Raw genomic sequence first — 17,201 nt, 5'->3', positions numbered from 1 at the left:
GGCCCCCTGTGCGCTCTACTTGCCTCTGTGACGGAGACGTTCCTTTCTCGCTCGGCCGTGCGCGGACCGCGCGCGGCCGCAGCCATCGCGGTCCTGGGGATGGTCTCGCTGGCGCTCGCCGGTTGCGCCCTGGGACTCTCCGAAGATCCCGAGGTCCGCGTCGCCCTCGCCCCCGAGGCGCTCTCGGACGAGGCGAGGGGCTATCTCGTGACGACGTTCGAGGCCGAGAACCCGGGCGCGTCGCTCGTGATCGAAGACGCCCCCGGGGGCGTCGATCCATCGGCCCCGATGGAGGCGGATGTCCTCGAGATGGATGCCGCGAAGGTTCCCGCGCTCGTGGCGGACGGGGCCTTGCTCGACATCGCGGGGGAGCTCGAGGATCTGGGTGGTGCCGACCTGGTTCCGGGTCTCGTCATGGCGGCCTCGAACGGCGACGGGCGGTTCGGGGTGCCCCTCCACGCCGACGCGGATGTCGTGCTCGCGGATCCCGCGCTGGGAGGCGAGCCTGCGCCGACCCTCGACGAGTTCGTCCGCGCGTCGATCGCGGGCGCACAGGCGGCGCCGGGGCGCCCCGGCATCCTGCTCTCCGGCGGAAACGACCTGCTGACGTTCGTCTGGGCGGGCGGCGGCGAGGTGGCGGTGTCAGACGGCGGGCGCTGGGATGCGCGGCTCGGCTCGGAGGCCTCCGTCGCGGCGCTCGTTCTGCTGCAGGACCTGCTGATGAACGCGTCGGTGCCGCCCGGGTTCGTCGCGGCGGAATCCGTCGGGGCCGCCTACTGCGGGGCCGAGGCGGCTCGGCTGGTCGGTCCGGGCACGGGCCTTGCCGCGGGTGCCTGCGCGGGAGAGGGCGCGCCCGCGGCCCCCGCGGTCTTCGCCCTGCCGGGCCGGGACGGGGGCGCGGCGCCGGTGGCGGCGCGCGGATCGGTCGTGGGCATCGCGGCCGGCACGGCGGAGCCCGAGCTCGCCCTCTCGGTCGTGCGGATCATGCTCGGAGAGGGCTTCCAGAGTCTCCTCGCGGCGGAGGGGCTCGTCCCCGCGCGGATCTCGCTCGCCCCCCTGGCCGCCGAGCAGCCCGGCGGGGCGGCCCGGGCGCTCGCCGCCGCGTCCGCCCGTGCCGTTCCCGCGACGCCGCGGTGGGCGAAGGTGGAGGAGGCCGGCGTGCTCGACGAGCTGCTCGCGGCGATCTCCCGCGGCGAGGATGTCGCGGCGGTCGCCGCCGCTGCCGACGCGCGCATCGAGGAGATCCTCGCGGGCTGAAGCGGTGCCCGCTCAGAACACCTTGCCGGGGTTCAGGATGCCCTCGGGGTCGAAGGCGCGCACGACGCGCTCCTGAAGCGCCCACTGGCCGGGACCGAGCTCGTCGACGAGCCACCGGCGCTTCAGCACCCCGATGCCGTGCTCCCCGGTGAGCGTGCCGCCGAGCGCGAGCGCCACACGGAACAGCGCATCGGCGGCCTCCCACACGTGGGCCGGGACGTCGTCGCCGTCGAAGACGAAGTTCGGGTGCAGGTTGCCGTCGCCGGCGTGCGCGACGGTGGGGATGACGAGCCCGAAGTCGGCCTCGATGCGCGCGATCTCGGCGAACATCGCCGGCAGCGCGCTGCGCGGCACGGAGACGTCCTCGATGAGGGTCGTGCCCATCGCTTCCATAGCGGGGTGGACGGAGCGCCGGATCGTCAGCAGCCGTTCGCCCTCGGCGGGGTCGTGCGAGATTACGACGGCACCGCCCGCCTCGCGCACCACGCGGGCGACGGCGTCGGCCTCGGCATCCGCCGCCGGTCCGTCGGTCTGCACGGTCAGCTGCGCCGCGCCCGGCGTGGGGGCGGGCAGGGCGAGCAGCCGGTGCACCGCGGCGAGGCTCGCGGCATCCATCAGCTCCATGAGGGCGGGCTGGATGCCGCGGGCCGTCACCTGCGACGAGGCCCGGGCGGCGCCGCCCACGTCGGGGAACGTCGCGGCGATCGTGCGGACATGACCCGGTGTGAGGCGTCGCAGCTTGAGCGTCGCTCCGACGATCACGCCCAGGCGGCCCTCGGACCCGATGACGAGCGAGGTGAGATCGAGACCCGTGACGCCCTTGACGCTGCGGTGGCCGAGGCGCATCAGCTCGCCGTCCGCCGTGACGAGATCGACCCCGAGCACGGCGTCGCGGACGACCCCGTACTTTGCGCACAGCAGCCCGCCCGCGCCCGTTGCGATGTTGCCGCCCACGGTCGAGATGGCGCGGGAGGCGGGGTCCGGCGCCCACCACAGACCGTGCGGCGCGAGAGCCTCGTTGAGCTCGGCGTTCAGGATCCCCGGTTCCACGACCGCGAGGAGGTCGTCGGCGCTGATCTCCAGGATGCGGGTCATCGCGCGGGTCGAGAGGGCGATCTCGCCGGGGCCCGCGAGGGCCGCGCCCGCGAGCCCGGTGCCCGCGCCGCGGGTCACGACGGGGGTGCGCGTCCGCGACGCGATGCGCAGGGTGCGCTGCACGTCGGAGACGGATGCCGCGTGCACGACGGCCAGCGGAGCCCCCGCGGAGCGGTGGCCCGACTTGTCGGCCCGGGCCGCCTCCAGGGCGCCGGGCGAGGTGTCGACCCGGACGCCGAGCTCGGCGCGCAGCAGGTCGACGACGTCGCTCATGCGAATCGGCGCCGCCCGACGACCGCGCCGACGGTGACGGCGACGACGCCGAAGGCGAGCCCGATCCAGGGCTGGCCGAGGCTCCACCAGGCCAGGGTGGCCGAGACGAAGATGAGCAGTTCGACGAACGCGGCGACGAACGGGTGGACCCGCACGACCGCCTTGGGGGAGACGAACAGCGCCCACAGGAGGATTCCGAGCGCGGGGGCGCCGAGACCCGCGACGATGCTCCAGGGGAACGGGAACGCCACGAAGCCCCAGAAGGCGAGCGTGCCGACCGCGACCAGCTCCGTCAGGAGGCGGACGATGTCCAGTGCGCCCGGGCGGGGCACGGTGCCCGCGGGCCGGGGCTGCTCGGGACGCGTCGGATCGACGCGGGGGGTCTCGCTCATACCCCCAGTCTACGAGCGGGGCCTCAGCGGCCGGCGCCCCAGAACCCCTGCAGCAGGCCCGGCAGCTCGGGTGTGTCGGGCGGGCCGGGTTCCGCCGGCGGATCGGGCTGCTGTTCGCCGCCAGGATCGGGCTGCGGGTCCACGTCGGGCACCGGTTCGGGTTCCGGTTCCGGTTCGGGTTCGGGTTCCGGTTCCGGTTCGGGTTCCGGGGGTGGAAGGGGCGTCGGGGAGAGTATCGGGGGCGGCGAGGGGGCCGGAACGGGGGTCAGCGACGGCCGTGACGGCGCGGACGGGGCGGGGCTCCCCGGCGCGATCGGCGCCGGCGTACCGGGCGCCGCGGTGTCGCGGTCGCTCCCGCGCGGTGTCGACCGCGACCCGGGTGCCCTCGTGCCGGGCGGCGTTCCGGGTGTCGTCGTGCCCGAGTCCGCGTCGTCGGACACGGAGTCGTCCGGGGCTCCGTCCGGTGTGTCCTCGGGGGCGGCCGGCTGCCCGGGGGTCGGATCGCGCGGCGCTGCGGTGTGCACCTCCGAGACGCGCCCGAACGGCGACGGTCCGCCGCCTTCGTCCTGCGAGCCCGGCAGCAGCGCGACGGCGACGATCCCGCCCGCGGCGACGACCCCGACGGTCGCGAACACGGCGGTCAGGCCGGTGCCCGACATCCACCTGCGCATGCGCGGTGCGCTGAGGGGGGCGCGACCCGTCGGGGCGGAGGCGCGGGGGGCGGGGATCGGCGCGGTCACCGCCGCGGAGCGTCGCGCCGCGGCATCCGGCGTGTGTCGGAGGGTTCCCGGCGCGCGGCCGACGACCGTGCCCGGCAGCGCCGGCACGGCGGGGTGCTGCCCGGTGCGGGCGCGGGATGCCGCGTAGGCGGCAGCCCCCGCGTCGCCGAGGGCGTGGTGGCGCAGCAGTGCGGGGAGGGATGCCGTGAAGGCGGCCGCGTCCTCGTCATCCGCCGTGCCCGCGCCGCCGTCCGGCCTCGCGCGCAGCCATTCGCGCCGCGCCGCCTGTCGGGCGCCGTCGACGAGGGTCCCGACGGCCGTGGACGTCGCCCCGACGAGCGGCGCGATGGCGGCGGGGCGCAGCGCGTCGACCTCGGCGTACCAGAGCACCTCGCGCTGGTCGGGGAACAGCGCAGCGATGGCCGCCAGCGACGCGGCGTCGGGCGGTGCCGCATCGGTGCGGCGCGGCGCGAGCGCCGTCACGAGGTCGCCCGCGACGAAGGCGCGGAAGGCGCCTCGGGGGCGCTCGCCCGAGCGGATCCGGCGCCAGACGCGCGCGAACGCGGCCTCCGTCGCGATCTCGGCGGTGACGCCGCTCTCGCTCGAGGCGAGCAGCTCGCGCGCGACCGCACGGGCTGCCGGCCAGTGACGGCGCCATAGCTCCGCGAAGGCGGCGGTGTCGCCGCCACGCGTGCGTCGGACCAGTTCGACGTCGGATGTCTCCTCGACAGAGCGAGGATCATCCACGGACGTGGACGTCATATTTCTCCCCAAGAGCCCCGTGACCGGGCGGATCGCGCACAGCGGATTCCCCGCCGCCGTGCTCGTGCCCCCCATTGTGCCCCAGGGGAGCGCCGATGCCTAGGACGGGGTGTCGGCCGGCGTCCCGCGCACGTGACGGGCGGGCGGGTCGCCGGCGCCGCGCCCCGCCGCGTCCGGGGCGGCGGGGGCGCCTCCGCGGCGGGCCGCCGACGGCTTCGGCGGCCCGGGCATCCGGTATGCTCGGGGGCGTCGCAACTGGCGTTGAGGTGGGTGACCACCGGGGAGCGACCGACTACGGCATTCGACCGCACGCCTGGGCCGATGCGAGTTTCGAGGCGTCCGCTCCACGGGCGCCAGCTCACCGGAACCGTTCGAAAGCCGTCGTCCAGGAGGCGCCATGACCGACCCGCTCTTCACCGCCCCGCTCGCCGAGGTCGATCCCGAGATCGCGCAGGTGCTCGAGCGCGAGCTCGACCGTCAGCGCGGATACCTCGAGATGATCGCGTCCGAGAACTTCGTGCCCGTCTCCGTGCTGCAGTCGCAGGGGTCGGTGCTGACGAACAAGTACGCCGAGGGCTATCCGGGCCGCCGCTACTACGGCGGCTGCGAAGAGGTCGACATCGCCGAGGAGCTCGCGATCGAGCGGGCGAAATCCCTGTTCGGCGCCGCGTTCGCGAACGTCCAGCCGCACTCCGGCGCGACCGCCAACGCCGCCGTCCTCCACGCCATCGCCCGCCCCGGCGACACGATCCTGGGCCTCTCGCTCGATCACGGCGGACACCTCACGCACGGCATGAAGATCAACTTCTCGGGCCGGTTGTACGACATCGTCGCGTACGGCGTCGACCCCGAGACGTCGCTCGTCGACATGGACGAGGTGCGCCGCCTGGCGCTCGAGCACAGCCCCAAGGTCATCATCGCGGGCTGGTCGGCCTACCCGCGCCAGCTCGACTTCGCCGCCTTCCGCGCGATCGCCGACGAGGTCGGGGCATACCTCTGGGTGGACATGGCCCACTTCGCGGGTCTCGTGGCCGCCGGCATCCACCCCTCGCCCGTGCCGCACGCGCACGTGGTCTCCTCCACCGTGCACAAGACGATCGGCGGTCCGCGGTCGGGCTTCATCCTCACCAACGACGAGGGCCTGGCCAAGAAGATCAACACCGCCGTGTTCCCCGGGCAGCAGGGCGGTCCGCTCATGCACGTGATCGCGGCGAAGGCGACGGCGTTCAAGATCGCCGCGTCCGACGCGTTCCGCGATCGTCAGGAGCGCACCCTGCGCGGTGCCCGCCTGCTCGCCGAGCGGCTGTCGCAGCCGGATGTCGCGGCGGCGGGCATCTCGGTCCGTTCGGGCGGCACCGACGTGCACCTCGTGCTCGTCGACCTGCGCGACGCGCAGATCGACGGCAGGCAGGCCGAAGACCTGCTGCACGAGATCCACATCACGGTCAATCGCAACGCGGTGCCGAACGACCCTCGCCCCCCGATGGTCACGTCGGGTCTTCGCATCGGCACGCCGGCGCTCGCGACGCGCGGGTTCGGCGACGCCGAGTTCGCCGAGGTGGCCGACGTCATCGCGCTCGCGCTGCTGCCGGGTGCCGACGTCGAGGCCCTCCGTGACCGCGTCGCGGCCCTCGCGGACGCCTTCCCTCTGTATCCGGGTCTGCAGCAGTAGGTCATCGTCTCTGGCGGGTTCGGTGCGAGATCCGTAGGATCACTATGTACATAGGTATTCGCGCCGGTGGGACGATCGGCGTCGAGATGACGACACCGGCGATGCCCTGACGACGAAGACAGGAGACGACATGACGGCTGCAAAGCTCGACGGCACCGCGACGGCGGCGGCGATCAAGGAGGAGCTGCGGGTTCGCGTCGCGGCGCTCGCGGAGCGCGGGATCGTTCCCGGCCTCGGCACGCTGCTGGTGGGGGACGACCCGGGCTCGCGCTCGTACGTGACGGGCAAGCACCGCGACTGCGCCGAGGTGGGCGTCGCATCGATCCAGGTGGAGCTGCCGGCGACGGCGTCGTTCGACGAGATCGCCGATGCCGTCCGCGCCCTGAACGACGACCCGGCGGTGACGGGCTTCATCACCCAGCTGCCGCTGCCCAAGGGCATCGACGAGAACGCGATCATCGAGATGATCGATCCCGCGAAGGATGCCGACGGCCTCCACCCCACGAACCTCGGTCGGCTGGTGCTGGGCGTCGACCCGGCGACGGCCGTCGCGGGTCCGCTGCCCTGTACGCCGCGCGGCGTGATCGAGTTGCTCGAGCGCCACGGGGTGACCCTCGCCGGCAAGCACGTCGTCGTGATCGGGCGGGGCATCACGGTGGGGCGTCCGCTCGGGCTGCTGCTGACGCGCCGCGGCACCGACGCGACCGTCACGCTGACGCACTCGCGCACGCCCGATCTCGCCGAGCAGGTGCGCCGGGCCGACGTCGTGGTCGCCGCCGTGGGCGTGCCGCACCTCGTGAAGGCCGACTGGGTCAAGCCGGGCGCGGCGGTGCTGGATGTGGGCGTGACGCGCGTGGGCACGACGGAGTCGGGCAAGGCGAAGCTCGCGGGCGACGTCGATCCCGGTGTCGCGGAGGTCGCGGGCTGGCTCTCGCCCAACCCCGGCGGCGTGGGCCCCATGACCCGCGCGCTGCTCGTCGCCAACGTCGTCGAGTCGGCCGAGCGCCTGGCCGGCTGAGCCGCGACGGCCGACGGCCGACGGCCGAAAACAGGAGATGGGCCGGTGACAGGAAGTCCCTGGCCCGATCCTCCTGTTCTCGGCCCCGTTCCTGTGTGCGGCCGCGGCTCAGGCCCGGAAGCGGGAGAGGAACGCCCGGGTGCGCGCCTCGCGTGGCGAGCCGAAGACCTCGGCGGGGGAGCCCTCCTCGAGCACGCGGCCCTCGTCGAGGAACAGCACGCGGTGTGCGACGTCCCGCGCGAAGCCCATCTCGTGCGTGGCCATCAGGATCGTCGTCCCCTCCTCGGCGAGCGTCCGCACCAGCTCGAGCACCTCTCCGACGAGCTCCGGGTCGAGCGCCGACGTGATCTCGTCGAGCAGCAGGAGCTCGGGGTCGGTCGCGATCGCCCTCGCGATGGCGACGCGCTGCTGCTGCCCGCCCGAGAGGCGGTCGGGGTGCTCGCGCGCCTTGTCGGCGAGCCCGACGCGCTCGAGGATCGCAAGGCCGCGGGCCTCGGCATCCGCCCGCTTCTCCCGGTGCACGACGCGGGACGCGAGGGTGACGTTGCCGAGGACGGTGAGGTGCGGGAAGAGGTTGTAGCTCTGGAAGACGACGCCCAGGCGGGCGCGCACGCCGTTGGCGTCGACCCGCGGGTCGGAGATATCGGAGCCGGCGAGCAGGATGCGTCCGTCGTCGATCGGCTCGAGCAGCCCGAGGCAGCGCAGCAGCGTCGACTTCCCCGAGCCGCTCGCGCCGATGACGGCGACGACGTCGTGGGCCGACAGGTCGAGCGACACCCCGCGCAGCACGTCGCGGTCGCCGAATGACTTCCAGAGGTCGGTGGCCGTCAGCAAGGAGCTCACAGCAGTGCTCCCGTCTGCTCGCGGCGGCGCAGTCGGGCCGTGTACCAGTCGGTGAGGCGGATCGTCGGGATCGCGAGCAGGATGAACAGGATGCCGGCGACGATGTAGGGCGTGAAGTTGTACGTCTGCGCCGACTCGATGCGGGCGGCGAGCACGGCGTCGGTGGCGCCGAGGATCGAGATGAGGCCCACGTCCTTCTGCATCGCGACGAAGTCGTTCATGAGCGGCGGGGTGATGCGCCGGAACGCCTGCGGAAGCACGATCCGCCGCAGCGTCTGCCCGTAGCCGAGACCGAGCGCGCGCGCCGCCAGCCACTGCGACGGATGCACCGACTCGATGCCGGCTCGGATCACCTCCGACACGTAGGCCGAATACGTGAGCGTCACGGCGATCGTGCCGAGATAGATCACCGGGATGCGCTCGTCGGCGAGCGTCGGCAGGCCGAAGCCCACGAGGTACAGCACGATGATGAACGGCAGGCCGCGGAAGATGTCGGTGTAGGCCGCCGCCAGTGCCCGCAGCGGCAGGAACACGGGGCCCTGCAGGGTGCGAAGTAGAGCGATCAGCAGCGCGACGATCGCCACCGTGACGACCGACAGGCCGAGCACCTGCAGGTTGAGCAGGAATCCCTCCCAGACACGGGGAAGCGCGTCCCATGCGATCGCGGGGTCGAAGAACGCCTGCTGCACGCCCGCCCAGCCGGAGGTGTTGATGACGGTGACCCACACGACGAGGGCGAACGCGATCGACGACGCGATCGCGACGAGCACCGAGCGTCGCGACTGGCGCGCGCGGTACGCACGCCGCTCGAGTTCGAGCTCGCTGGGGGAGTGGGCGCTCACGGCTCGACGGTACCCGAGGCGGGGCGGGCGGACCCGCGACGGTTCACTGCAGCAGCGTGACGCCCTGGCCCTCGCCGAGCCACTCGTCGGTGATCGCGGCGAGGGTGCCGTCCTCGCGCAGCTCGTCGATCGCGGCGGACACCTGCTCCGTGAGCGGGGAGTCCTTGCTCAGCACGACGCCCCACTCATCGGGGATGCCGCCGGCCGGCAGCTCTCCGACGATGAAGGAGTCCTCGATGTACATCGCGGTCGCGAGGTAGGCGGTGGGAAGGTCGATGACGAACGCGTCGATCTGGCCTGCGGTCAGGGCGGCCACCACGTCCTCGTTCGATCCGAACAGCTGCGGCGCGGTCGTGGGCTCCACGACCTCCTCGAGCGTCTGGGCGCTCGTCGATCCCGCCATCGCGCCGATCACGAGGTCCTTGAGCCCGTCGATCGAGTCCACGCCGTCGGCGGCGCCGCCCTCGACCGCGACGATCGCCTGGCTGGCGGAGTAGTACGGGGTGGAGAAGTCGACGGCCTGCTTGCGCTCGTCGGTGATCGTGTACTGCTGGATGTTGAAGTCGAAGTTCTTCGGGCCCGGCGCGATCGCGGCCTCGAAGCTCGTGCGCACCCACTCCACGTCCTCGGGCGCGAAGCCGAGCTTGTCGGCGATCGCGTAGGCCACGGCCGCCTCGAAGCCCTCGCCGGAGGCGGGGTCGTCGTCGATCACGTAGGGGTAGTAGGCGATGTCGCCGGTCGCGATCGTCAGGGTGCCGGGGGTGACGTAGCCGGCGTCCTCCTCGGCGGTCGACGAGCCGGCGTCGGCTCCCGATGCGCAGCCGGCGAGCGTGAGCGCGGCGAGGGCGAGCCCCGCGGCGGCGGTGGCAAGGCGGGAGCGCGTCATGGGGGCCTCCAAGGCGTGGGGTGTGCCCGGATGCCGCGAAGCGGTCGCGGCGAGGGCGTGACATTCCATTCTCCCCGCGCTCGCGGGCAGGGGTGCGCCGAAGCGACGCATTGTTACACGCGCGTCATCCGGCGCCCGGCGCCTACAGCTCGTCGAAGAGGCGCCGCTGTTCGTCGGTGAGGCCGTCCTTCAGCTCGCGCCGGCCCTGCGCCGCCTGGGGCGACGAGGGGGCGGATGCCGCGGCATCCCCGCCGCGACCGCCCCGCAGCCGACGCGAGGCGGTGTCGTAGAGCGCCGACGTGCGGGCCTCGATGCGGTCGTCGACGAGGTCGTAGATCGCCCACGCCACGAGGAGCGCGACCGGGGGCAGCGCGTAGCCCCAGAACCAGCCGGAGACGTCCACGCGAGTGAAGAGCACCACGAGGATCCAGATCACGAGGGCGACGGCGAAGACGATGCCGTACTGCACGAGCTTCTCCGCGAGGGCGGTGCGGCGGCTCGAGGAGCGACGGGCCATGCCGAGGAAGCCGCGGTGGATGAGCGGCTTCAGCCAGATCGTCGCCACCGCGAGGATCACGCCCGCCCACAGGGCCGCCCAGCCCACCCGCACGCCGGGCAGCAGCCATCCAATGAGGAGGAGGACGACGACGTCGAAGACGTACAGCGACGCGAAGCGCACGAGCCAGGCTCTCATTCCCCCAGGGTGCCACTCCGGGCGGGGGCGCGCATCCCGGGTCTCAGCCGAGGCGGTCGAGCTTGGTGATGTCATCGCCCGGCAGGGCGTCCGCCACCGCCGTCACCTCGAGACCGTCGAAGGCGATGCGGCCGGCGATCGTCGTGAGGAACGCGGTGTCGGAGGCGTCTCGGCCCGTCGCGATGCGCAGCATGGTTCCGCGCGGGGCGAGGGTCGTGGCATCCACGACGTGCCAGCCGCCCTCGACGTAGGCCTCGGCGACGGCGTGGAAGTCCATGGGGTCGAGCCCGGGCGCGTAGACGGAGACGAGGCGCGCGGGCACGTTGCGGGCGCGCAGAAGGGCGACGCACAGGTGGGCGTAGTCGCGGCACACGCCCTGGCGGGCGAGGAGGGTGCGCGCGGCGCCGTCGGTGGGAAGGCTCGAGCCGCTCACGTAGGCCAGGCGCGTTCCCACCCAGGAGCTGACGGCGTCCAGCAGGGCGCCGCCGCTCAGCCCGCCGAATTCGGCGGCGGCCGTGGGTCCGAGGGTGTCGGACTCGCAGTAGCGGCTCGGGCGCAGGTAGCGGATGAGGTCGGTCGGGTCGACGTCCTCCGGCGGGATACGGCCCTCGACGGTGGCCGTGTAGCTCGCGACGAGGGAGCCCGTGCCGGCCTTCACCCGGTGCAGGCGCGTGCCGTGCGCGTCGACGAGCTCCTCAGCCTCGACCGGGGCCCCGTCGAGGCTGAAGAGGATGTCCTCGGCGGATGTCGCGGCATCCGCCGCCACCGCGAAGGAGAACACCAGCTCGGCCGGCTCGGTCACGGTGAGGGCGATGCGGGCCCCGACGTCGCGCTTCATCCACCGATCATGTCAGGCGCGTGTGTCGCCCGCGTGAACGCGTGCGGCCCTCCCCCGCTAGGCGGCTCGCCCCACGATGGGGCCGACTCCTCACGTTCTCTCGCGGGGAGCCATGCAGAGCCGGTCTCGAATCAAAGTGCGGTGAGAAGTTCCGCGCAAGCCTGCTCACAGCGCCGGCAGGACTCGGCGCACACGCGGCAGTGCTCGTGCATGTCTGCGTGCTGCTCGCATTCGGTGGCGCAGGACTCGCACGCGGTGCGGCATGCCTCGAGCAGAGCGCGAACCGCCGCGACATCCGGCGCAGTCTGGCGAGAAAGCACGGCACCGGTGGCAGTGCAGATGTCGGCGCAGTCGGAGTTCCTCCGGATGCACGCCACGAGTTCCGCGACCATGTCCTCTGCGAGGCATGCGTCTGCGCAGGCGGTACATGCCTGGGCGCATTCGATGCATGCGTCGATACAGCGCTGAACGATGTCCCGTGCGACGGTCGTACCAGCCTCCGGGTGCGTGGCGAGCATCTGGTCAGCGACGGTCATGGTTGCTTCCTCTCCTCGGGGGCGTTTCCTTCCAGCGGTGATGGTAGAGCGCGGTCGAGTGCCCGGGCAGGGGGTTGCGGTACCGCCCGCGAGTCGCGTAGGCAGACTGACGAGGGCGACGAAACTCGGCGCGTCGCGCCGGTGAATGCGCACCCCGCCTTGTGGGCGAAATAAGGTGCGGCTTCTCGTCGGGTCTTCCGACCTCGGTTTCCCGGCGGAACCGCGTGACCGCCTGCCTGAGGGTGGGCCCCGTGGGGCTCGAACCCACGCAGGCGAATTTCGACCCGTTGACATTTGATGCAGATCGTTGATTTTCCGCGGTTTTCTGGCATGCTCGGCAACAGATGAAAACATCGAAATGCGCACAGATGTTGTCAAAATGTTGTCACGAAACGTGAGGCTTCGGGACCCGTTTGCGGACGGTGGGTCAGTCCCGGATTGGTTGTATCGCGATGCGATACGCGATACACTCGCCGGGTGATCGTCGGCTTCCGGCATAAGGGCCTGCAAGCTCTCTACGAGTCGGGGTCGAAGAAGGGTGTGCAGCCTGCGCATGCTTCAAAGCTCACCCGCATCCTGGGTGTGCTCGATGTCGCTCAGGCGCCGGCCGATCTTTCGATCCCCGGATTCCGTACCCACGAGCTGAGGGGCGACTTGGCCGGCCACTGGTCGGTCTGGGTGAACGGCAACTGGCGAGTGACTTTTCGGTTCGTCGGGCAGGATGTCGAACTCGTGGATTACCAGGACTACCACTGAAGGGGGAGAAGACCATGATGAAGAACCCGCCCCACCCCGGCGAAATCATTGGGGAAGATGTGATCGGCGAACTCGGCCTGAGCGTCGCTGAGGCTGCCGCGCGGCTCGGCGTGTCTCGCGTCACGCTCAGCCGGGTCATCCACGGACACTCCGGAGTGAGCCCGAACCTTGCGATCCGCCTCGAACGGTCAGGCGTCAGTACGGCGCGGGCCTGGATGGCCATGCAGACCGCCTACGACCTCGCGCGCGAACTCGAGGACAAGTCGCACGACGTGCAGCCTCTGGTCGTCGCCTGACAGGACGCAGGAGGTGCGCGGCCCTGGCCCTGAACGGATCCCGCTACGCGCGATGCCCGTTGGAGGGCCGTCGCCGGTCGTAGCGGATCCGTGCCCGGGCAATGCGCGATAGCGGGGCGTGCTGGGCGGTTGGCCGCCTGGACGGCGGGTTGGATGCTATCTGTGCGGCGCGCCTAGGGCGACGTCCCCTGGGGTGGTGTAGTTCTTGGCCGGGTTGTCTTCGTCGTAGACGTTGGTGAGCCATCGTGCGATGGTCAGTGAGAACCGATCAAAGTCACTCACAGAAAGACATACGCTGTGGGCTAGTGCTGTGCAGCACCGCCCGTGACGATCCCAAACCCGCACGCCGCAGCTCGATGAACCGCTCTGGGTTTGTTGGAGGCTCCTGACTTTGGAAACGAGGATGGAGTCATGGGAGCAATGCAGGGATCTGGGGCGTCGACGGGGCGACGGTATTCCTCGGAGGAGAAGGCCGCGGCGGTTCGGATGGTCAGGACGTTGCGTGCGGAGCTGGGGACCGATCACGGGACCGTGCAACGCGTCGCGACGCAGCTCGGATACGGCATCGAGTCCGTCAGGACGTGGGTCAAGCAGGCCGACATCGACGACGGCAACGTGGCTGGCGTGACCACGGCGGAATCGCGGAAGCTGCGGGAGCTGGAGCAGGAGGTCCGTGAGCTTCGCCGTGCCAACGAAATTCTGAAGAGGGCTGCGTCTTTCTTCGGGGCGGAGCTCGACCGCCAACATCGGAAGTAGTCGCGTTCATCGACGCGAACAAAGACGACGTCGTTGAGGGGCGTCCGCTCGGGGTCGAGCCCATCTGTCAGCTTCTGCAGGTGGCCCCGAGTACCTACTACGCCGCGAGAGATCGTGCCCCGTCGGCACGATCGGTCAGTGATGCTGTTCTGCTTCCGGAGCTGGTCGGTCTCTGGGAAGACAACTACCGGGTCTACGGCGTCCGCAAGCTCTGGAAGACCGCACGCCGCGCCGGGATCGACATCGGTCGCGATCAGACCGGCCGCCTGATGCGCGCCGCGGGGATCGCGGGCGCGACAAGGTCGAAGCGGGTCAAGACGACACGGCCCGATCCAGCCTCGGCGCGTCACCCAGATCTCGTGAAGCGAGAGTTCACCGCGACCGCGCCGAACCGCCTGTGGGTCACGGACCTCACGTTCGTGCCGACGTGGGCGGGCGTCGCGTATGTCTGCTTCATCATCGACGCCTTCTCGCGGATGATCGTGGGGTGGCGGTGTGCGTCGCATATGCGCACCGAGATGGTGCTCGACGCGATCGAGATGGCGAGGTGGTCGCGGGGCCGTCATCACGAGGATCTGCGGTGTCACAGCGACGCCGGGTCTCAATTCACGTCGATTCGCTACGGCGAACGTCTCGCTGAAATCGGAGCGACGCCATCGATTGGGACGGTTGGCGATTCGTATGACAATGCCCTGGCCGAGACGGTGAACGGCTACTACAAGACCGAACTCGTCCGCGGGCCCGCGCGCCCGGGACCCTGGCGAACGGTTGAGGAACTCGAGCTGGCGACGCTCGGCTGGGTCCACTGGCACAACACACAGCGCCTCCACGGATACCTCGGCGACGTCCCACCCACGGAGTTCGAGCAGGCGTTCTATGCTGGCCAAACCACGGCAGCACCGCTGTTGGGAATCAAATAACGAGAGTCTCCATCAAACCCAGAGCGGTTCATCTGTACTGAGTTGGGCACCCTTGCGGGGACCTTTATCGAGCGGGTTAAACGGGCATCTCAACAATCACCCAGACGGCCGCTAAGACACCGTCCTGAGTATTTGAAGGGTTGAGGGCCAGTCGATATTGAGGTTCAGTGCCACTCGATATTGCGATTCAGGGCCGCCCGGTATTGCCGGTGAGCGCCACCCGGTGATGGCAACGCTCACCGGCGCCGGTCAGGCCGTCCTGGCGGTGTGTTCGCGCATGTTGGTGCTGCCGGTCTCGATCCAGATGGTGTTGTGGACGATGCGGTCCATGATCGCGTCGGCGTGGACTCCGCCGCCGAGGCGTTGGTGCCAGTCCTTCTTCGCGTACTGGGTGCAGAACACCGTCGAGGTGGCGTCGTAGCGGCGCTCGAGCAGCTCGAGCAGCATGCCGCGAACGCTGTCATCGGGGTTGTCGAGGAGCCATTCGTCGATCACGAGGAGCGTGAACGCCGCGTATTTGCGGAGCCACTTCTCCTTCCCCGCGGGCCGGTCGCGGGCGGTGGCCCAGGATTCTTCGAGGTCGGGCATGCGGATGTAGTGCGCCCGGTAGCGGTGCTGACAGGCCTGCTTCGCCAACGCCGATCCGAGGTAGCTCTTCCCGGACCCGGTGAAGCCTTGGAATACGACGTTCTGCTGCCGGGTGATGAACTGGCAGGTGCCGAGTTGCGCGATCACCCCGCGGTCAAGACCCCGCTGCTCGAGCAGGTCGACTCGCCGCAGGTCCGCGTTCGGGTAGCGGAGACCGGCCCGCCGGATGAGGCCTTCGACCTTGGCGTGGGTGAAGGTGGCGTGGGCGTCGTCGACGGCGAGCTTGACGCGTTCTTCGAACGCCATTCCCAACGTGAGGCTGTCGTCCTGGACCTCGAACGCGTCGACCAGCGACGTCACCCCCATCTCACGCAGCTTCCGCTTCGTCTCCGAGTCGAGCCGGCTCATCGGATGTCACCGGCGTAGTAGTCCGCGCCGCGGACGTATCCGGTCGGCCCCGTAGTCGCGGGTTCAGCCCATGGGCTCCTCCCGTCGGGTTGGTCCTGGTTCGTCTCGAGGATGGGCCGCAGATGCGCGTAGCGCGGAGATCTCACCCGGGACGCGAGGGCGATCCCGGCGGCGGCTTCGACCCGAGCGGCGGAGTAGCGGCGGGTGAGCCGCAACACCGCCAAAGCCGCGTCCAGGCCCTGCTCGTCGACGGGCACGGACTCGAAGATCCGATTCACCACGATCGTGGTGTCCTCCCCGATCCGGCCCGCCCACTCGCGAACACGTTCGGCGTCCCATTGCCGGTAGCGGGGACCGTCGGGCAGATCGCTGTCGTGGGTGCGATACTCGTTCACCATCCCGACCGGAGCGAGCAGGTGGCTCGTCAGCCGCTCCTGCCCGGCGAAGATCTCGACCGTGGTGTCGGTGACCCGCAGATCAACACTCCGACCGATGTTCGGGTAGGGCACGGAGTAGAAGTTGCGCTCGAACACGACGTGCCCGTTCTTCTGAACCCGGCGCCGGTAGAACCACCTCGAGATCTCAAACGGGACCACCGGAAGCGGCCGCAGCAGCGGCTTCTCCTCCGAGTCGAACACGCTCAGCCTTGACCCGGCGCGCTTTTGGAACGGCTCCGCGTTGTAAGCGGCCACGCGTTCGTAGACGACCGCCCGCAACTCCGCCAAGCTCGCGAAGCTTCGGTCGCGGAGGGATGCGATCACCCAGGTCGCGACGTTCCCGACCGTGTTCTCGACACTGGCCTTGTCTTTCGGCTTCTTCACCCGCCCCGGGAGCACCGCCGCGGAGTAGTGCGCCGCGAGTTCCCGATACGCATCGTTGAGCACCACCTCACCTTCCGCCGGGTGCTTCAGCACCCCGGTCTTGAGGTTGTCCGGGACGACACGCGGGACACTCCCGCCGAACCAGTCGAACATCGACACGTGCGCGCGCAACCAGGCGTCCTGCTGCATGTCCAGCGTCGGCTCCACGAACGAGTAGCGGGAGAACGGCAGCGTCGCAACGAACAAGTAGACCCGCGTCTGCTGCCCGGTGACCGGGTCGGTCAGCTGCATCGTCTTGCCCGACCAGTCGACCTCGACCGTCTGCCCCGCCTTGTGCCCCACCCGCGACGCCGCCCCGGAGATGAGGACGTGCTGCTGGTAGGCCTTGCAGAACCTGTCGTATCCCATCGCCGTCGATCCCGCCGCCCGGCAGGCGTCGACATACTCGCCATGCAGCAGCTTCAGCGTCACCCCGACCCGCGCGAGCTCCCGGTGCACCCTGTCCCAGTCCGGCTGCGCGTGAACGCTGTCATGTTCACCACGACCAGGAAACAGCCGCGCATACACGTCCGCTTCCTCGAGCTTGGCGACGTCGTCCCAACCGATCCCTTCCCGGTCGGCGGCGTCGATGACCGCCGCCACACTCGTCCGGGACATGCCCTGCGCGGCGATCTGCCTCCCCGTGAACCCCTCCGCGCGAAGCCGAAGCACCAGCTTCGCCTTGATCTTGCGTACCATCCGAATCACTCCTTCTGCCGTGTGATTGGCCACGCGGCAGAAGGAGCCTAGGAACGGTGGCCCTCAACCCCAATATTCGGTGGCCCTCACC

General features: G+C 70.7%; 17 protein-coding genes, 1 riboswitch and 1 other annotated feature. Of the genes, 6 read left to right on the top strand and 11 right to left on the bottom strand.

The window, feature by feature from the left end:
* The first annotated feature begins 27 nt into the window (after positions 1-27).
* Positions 28-1,257, top strand: a complete 1,230-nt coding sequence (locus tag RYJ27_RS10600; RefSeq protein ID WP_330170271.1) for an extracellular solute-binding protein — start codon at positions 28-30, stop codon at positions 1,255-1,257.
* Between the two features lie 12 nt (positions 1,258-1,269).
* On the opposite strand, the gene RYJ27_RS10595 is transcribed toward RYJ27_RS10600, so the two are convergent.
* From RYJ27_RS10595 to RYJ27_RS10585, 3 genes are read right to left on the bottom strand one after another with little or no spacing between them, the layout of a single operon-like run.
* Positions 1,270-2,625, bottom strand: coding sequence for an FAD-binding oxidoreductase (locus tag RYJ27_RS10595; protein ID WP_330170270.1), 1,356 nt, complete (start codon positions 2,623-2,625; stop codon positions 1,270-1,272).
* Complete coding sequence (locus RYJ27_RS10590; RefSeq protein ID WP_330170269.1) at positions 2,622-3,017, bottom strand: YrdB family protein; 396 nt, start codon at positions 3,015-3,017, stop codon at positions 2,622-2,624. Before RYJ27_RS10590 ends, RYJ27_RS10595 begins: the two co-directional genes overlap by 4 nt.
* Before the next feature lie 23 nt (positions 3,018-3,040).
* Positions 3,041-4,498 carry a hypothetical protein gene (locus RYJ27_RS10585; protein WP_330170268.1) on the bottom strand — a complete coding sequence of 486 codons (1,458 nt, stop codon included), beginning with the start codon at positions 4,496-4,498 and terminating at the stop codon, positions 3,041-3,043.
* Positions 4,499-4,739: 241 nt separating this feature from the next.
* Positions 4,740-4,824: riboswitch (ZMP/ZTP riboswitch) on the top strand.
* A 71-nt stretch (positions 4,825-4,895) separates the two neighbouring features.
* Here RYJ27_RS10585 and glyA point away from each other — a divergent pair.
* Positions 4,896-6,170, top strand: coding sequence for a serine hydroxymethyltransferase (gene glyA, locus RYJ27_RS10580; RefSeq protein ID WP_330170267.1), 1,275 nt, complete (start codon positions 4,896-4,898; stop codon positions 6,168-6,170).
* 130 nt (positions 6,171-6,300) lie between these two features.
* Entirely contained in the window at positions 6,301-7,188 is an 888-nt protein-coding gene (locus tag RYJ27_RS10575) for a bifunctional methylenetetrahydrofolate dehydrogenase/methenyltetrahydrofolate cyclohydrolase (protein WP_330170266.1), read from the top strand.
* Positions 7,189-7,296: 108 nt separating this feature from the next.
* Here the strand turns inward: RYJ27_RS10575 and RYJ27_RS10570 are convergent, their stop codons facing one another.
* From RYJ27_RS10570 to RYJ27_RS10545, 6 genes are all read right to left on the bottom strand, one after another.
* Positions 7,297-8,031, bottom strand: coding sequence for an amino acid ABC transporter ATP-binding protein (locus tag RYJ27_RS10570; protein ID WP_330170265.1), 735 nt, complete (start codon positions 8,029-8,031; stop codon positions 7,297-7,299).
* A complete protein-coding gene (locus RYJ27_RS10565; RefSeq protein WP_330170264.1) occupies positions 8,028-8,873 on the bottom strand; it encodes an amino acid ABC transporter permease in 846 nt (281 codons plus the stop codon). Before RYJ27_RS10565 ends, RYJ27_RS10570 begins: the two co-directional genes overlap by 4 nt.
* 43 nt (positions 8,874-8,916) lie before the next feature.
* Complete coding sequence (locus RYJ27_RS10560) at positions 8,917-9,759, bottom strand: ABC transporter substrate-binding protein (protein ID WP_330170263.1); 843 nt, start codon at positions 9,757-9,759, stop codon at positions 8,917-8,919.
* A gap of 142 nt (positions 9,760-9,901) precedes the next feature.
* Positions 9,902-10,453 carry a hypothetical protein gene (locus tag RYJ27_RS10555; protein ID WP_330170262.1) on the bottom strand — a complete coding sequence of 184 codons (552 nt, stop codon included), beginning with the start codon at positions 10,451-10,453 and terminating at the stop codon, positions 9,902-9,904.
* Between the two features lie 43 nt (positions 10,454-10,496).
* On the bottom strand, positions 10,497-11,291 hold the full coding sequence (locus tag RYJ27_RS10550) for a transglutaminase-like domain-containing protein (RefSeq protein ID WP_330170261.1): 795 nt from the start codon (positions 11,289-11,291) through the stop codon (positions 10,497-10,499).
* 131 nt (positions 11,292-11,422) lie between these two features.
* Entirely contained in the window at positions 11,423-11,827 is a 405-nt protein-coding gene (locus RYJ27_RS10545) for a four-helix bundle copper-binding protein (RefSeq protein ID WP_422732835.1), read from the bottom strand.
* Positions 11,828-12,304: 477 nt separating this feature from the next.
* Between RYJ27_RS10545 and RYJ27_RS10540 the strand changes: the two genes are divergently transcribed.
* From RYJ27_RS10540 to RYJ27_RS10530, 3 genes are all read left to right on the top strand, one after another.
* Positions 12,305-12,583 (top strand): type II toxin-antitoxin system RelE/ParE family toxin, encoded by a 279-nt coding sequence (locus RYJ27_RS10540; protein WP_330170260.1) that lies wholly within the window; start codon positions 12,305-12,307, stop codon positions 12,581-12,583.
* 14 nt (positions 12,584-12,597) lie between these two features.
* Complete coding sequence (locus RYJ27_RS10535) at positions 12,598-12,879, top strand: HigA family addiction module antitoxin (RefSeq protein ID WP_191008086.1); 282 nt, start codon at positions 12,598-12,600, stop codon at positions 12,877-12,879.
* 411 nt (positions 12,880-13,290) lie between these two features.
* A protein-coding gene (locus RYJ27_RS10530) for an IS3 family transposase (RefSeq protein WP_330170259.1) occupies positions 13,291-14,555 on the top strand; the annotation gives its coding sequence in 2 pieces (ribosomal slippage) (positions 13,291-13,594 and positions 13,594-14,555; 1,266 coding nt in all).
* Positions 13,590-13,724 (top strand) — a sequence feature (AL1L pseudoknot). (Overlaps the previous gene by 135 nt.)
* Positions 14,556-14,804: 249 nt before the next feature.
* On the opposite strand, the gene RYJ27_RS10525 is transcribed toward RYJ27_RS10530, so the two are convergent.
* Together RYJ27_RS10525 and istA are read right to left on the bottom strand one after the other, a co-directional pair.
* A complete protein-coding gene (locus RYJ27_RS10525) occupies positions 14,805-15,551 on the bottom strand; it encodes an ATP-binding protein (protein WP_183498614.1) in 747 nt (248 codons plus the stop codon).
* Complete coding sequence (gene istA / locus RYJ27_RS10520; RefSeq protein ID WP_183498613.1) at positions 15,548-17,110, bottom strand: IS21 family transposase; 1,563 nt, start codon at positions 17,108-17,110, stop codon at positions 15,548-15,550. The genes RYJ27_RS10525 and istA overlap by 4 nt, the downstream gene beginning before the upstream one ends.
* Positions 17,111-17,201: the final 91 nt, after the last annotated feature.

The sequence above is a fragment of the Microbacterium limosum genome, assembly GCF_036324365.1.
GTDB lineage: Bacteria > Actinomycetota > Actinomycetes > Actinomycetales > Microbacteriaceae > Microbacterium > Microbacterium limosum.
Note: the sequence above shows the minus strand (reverse complement) of the source record. Positions and strands in the feature narration are given on the sequence as shown.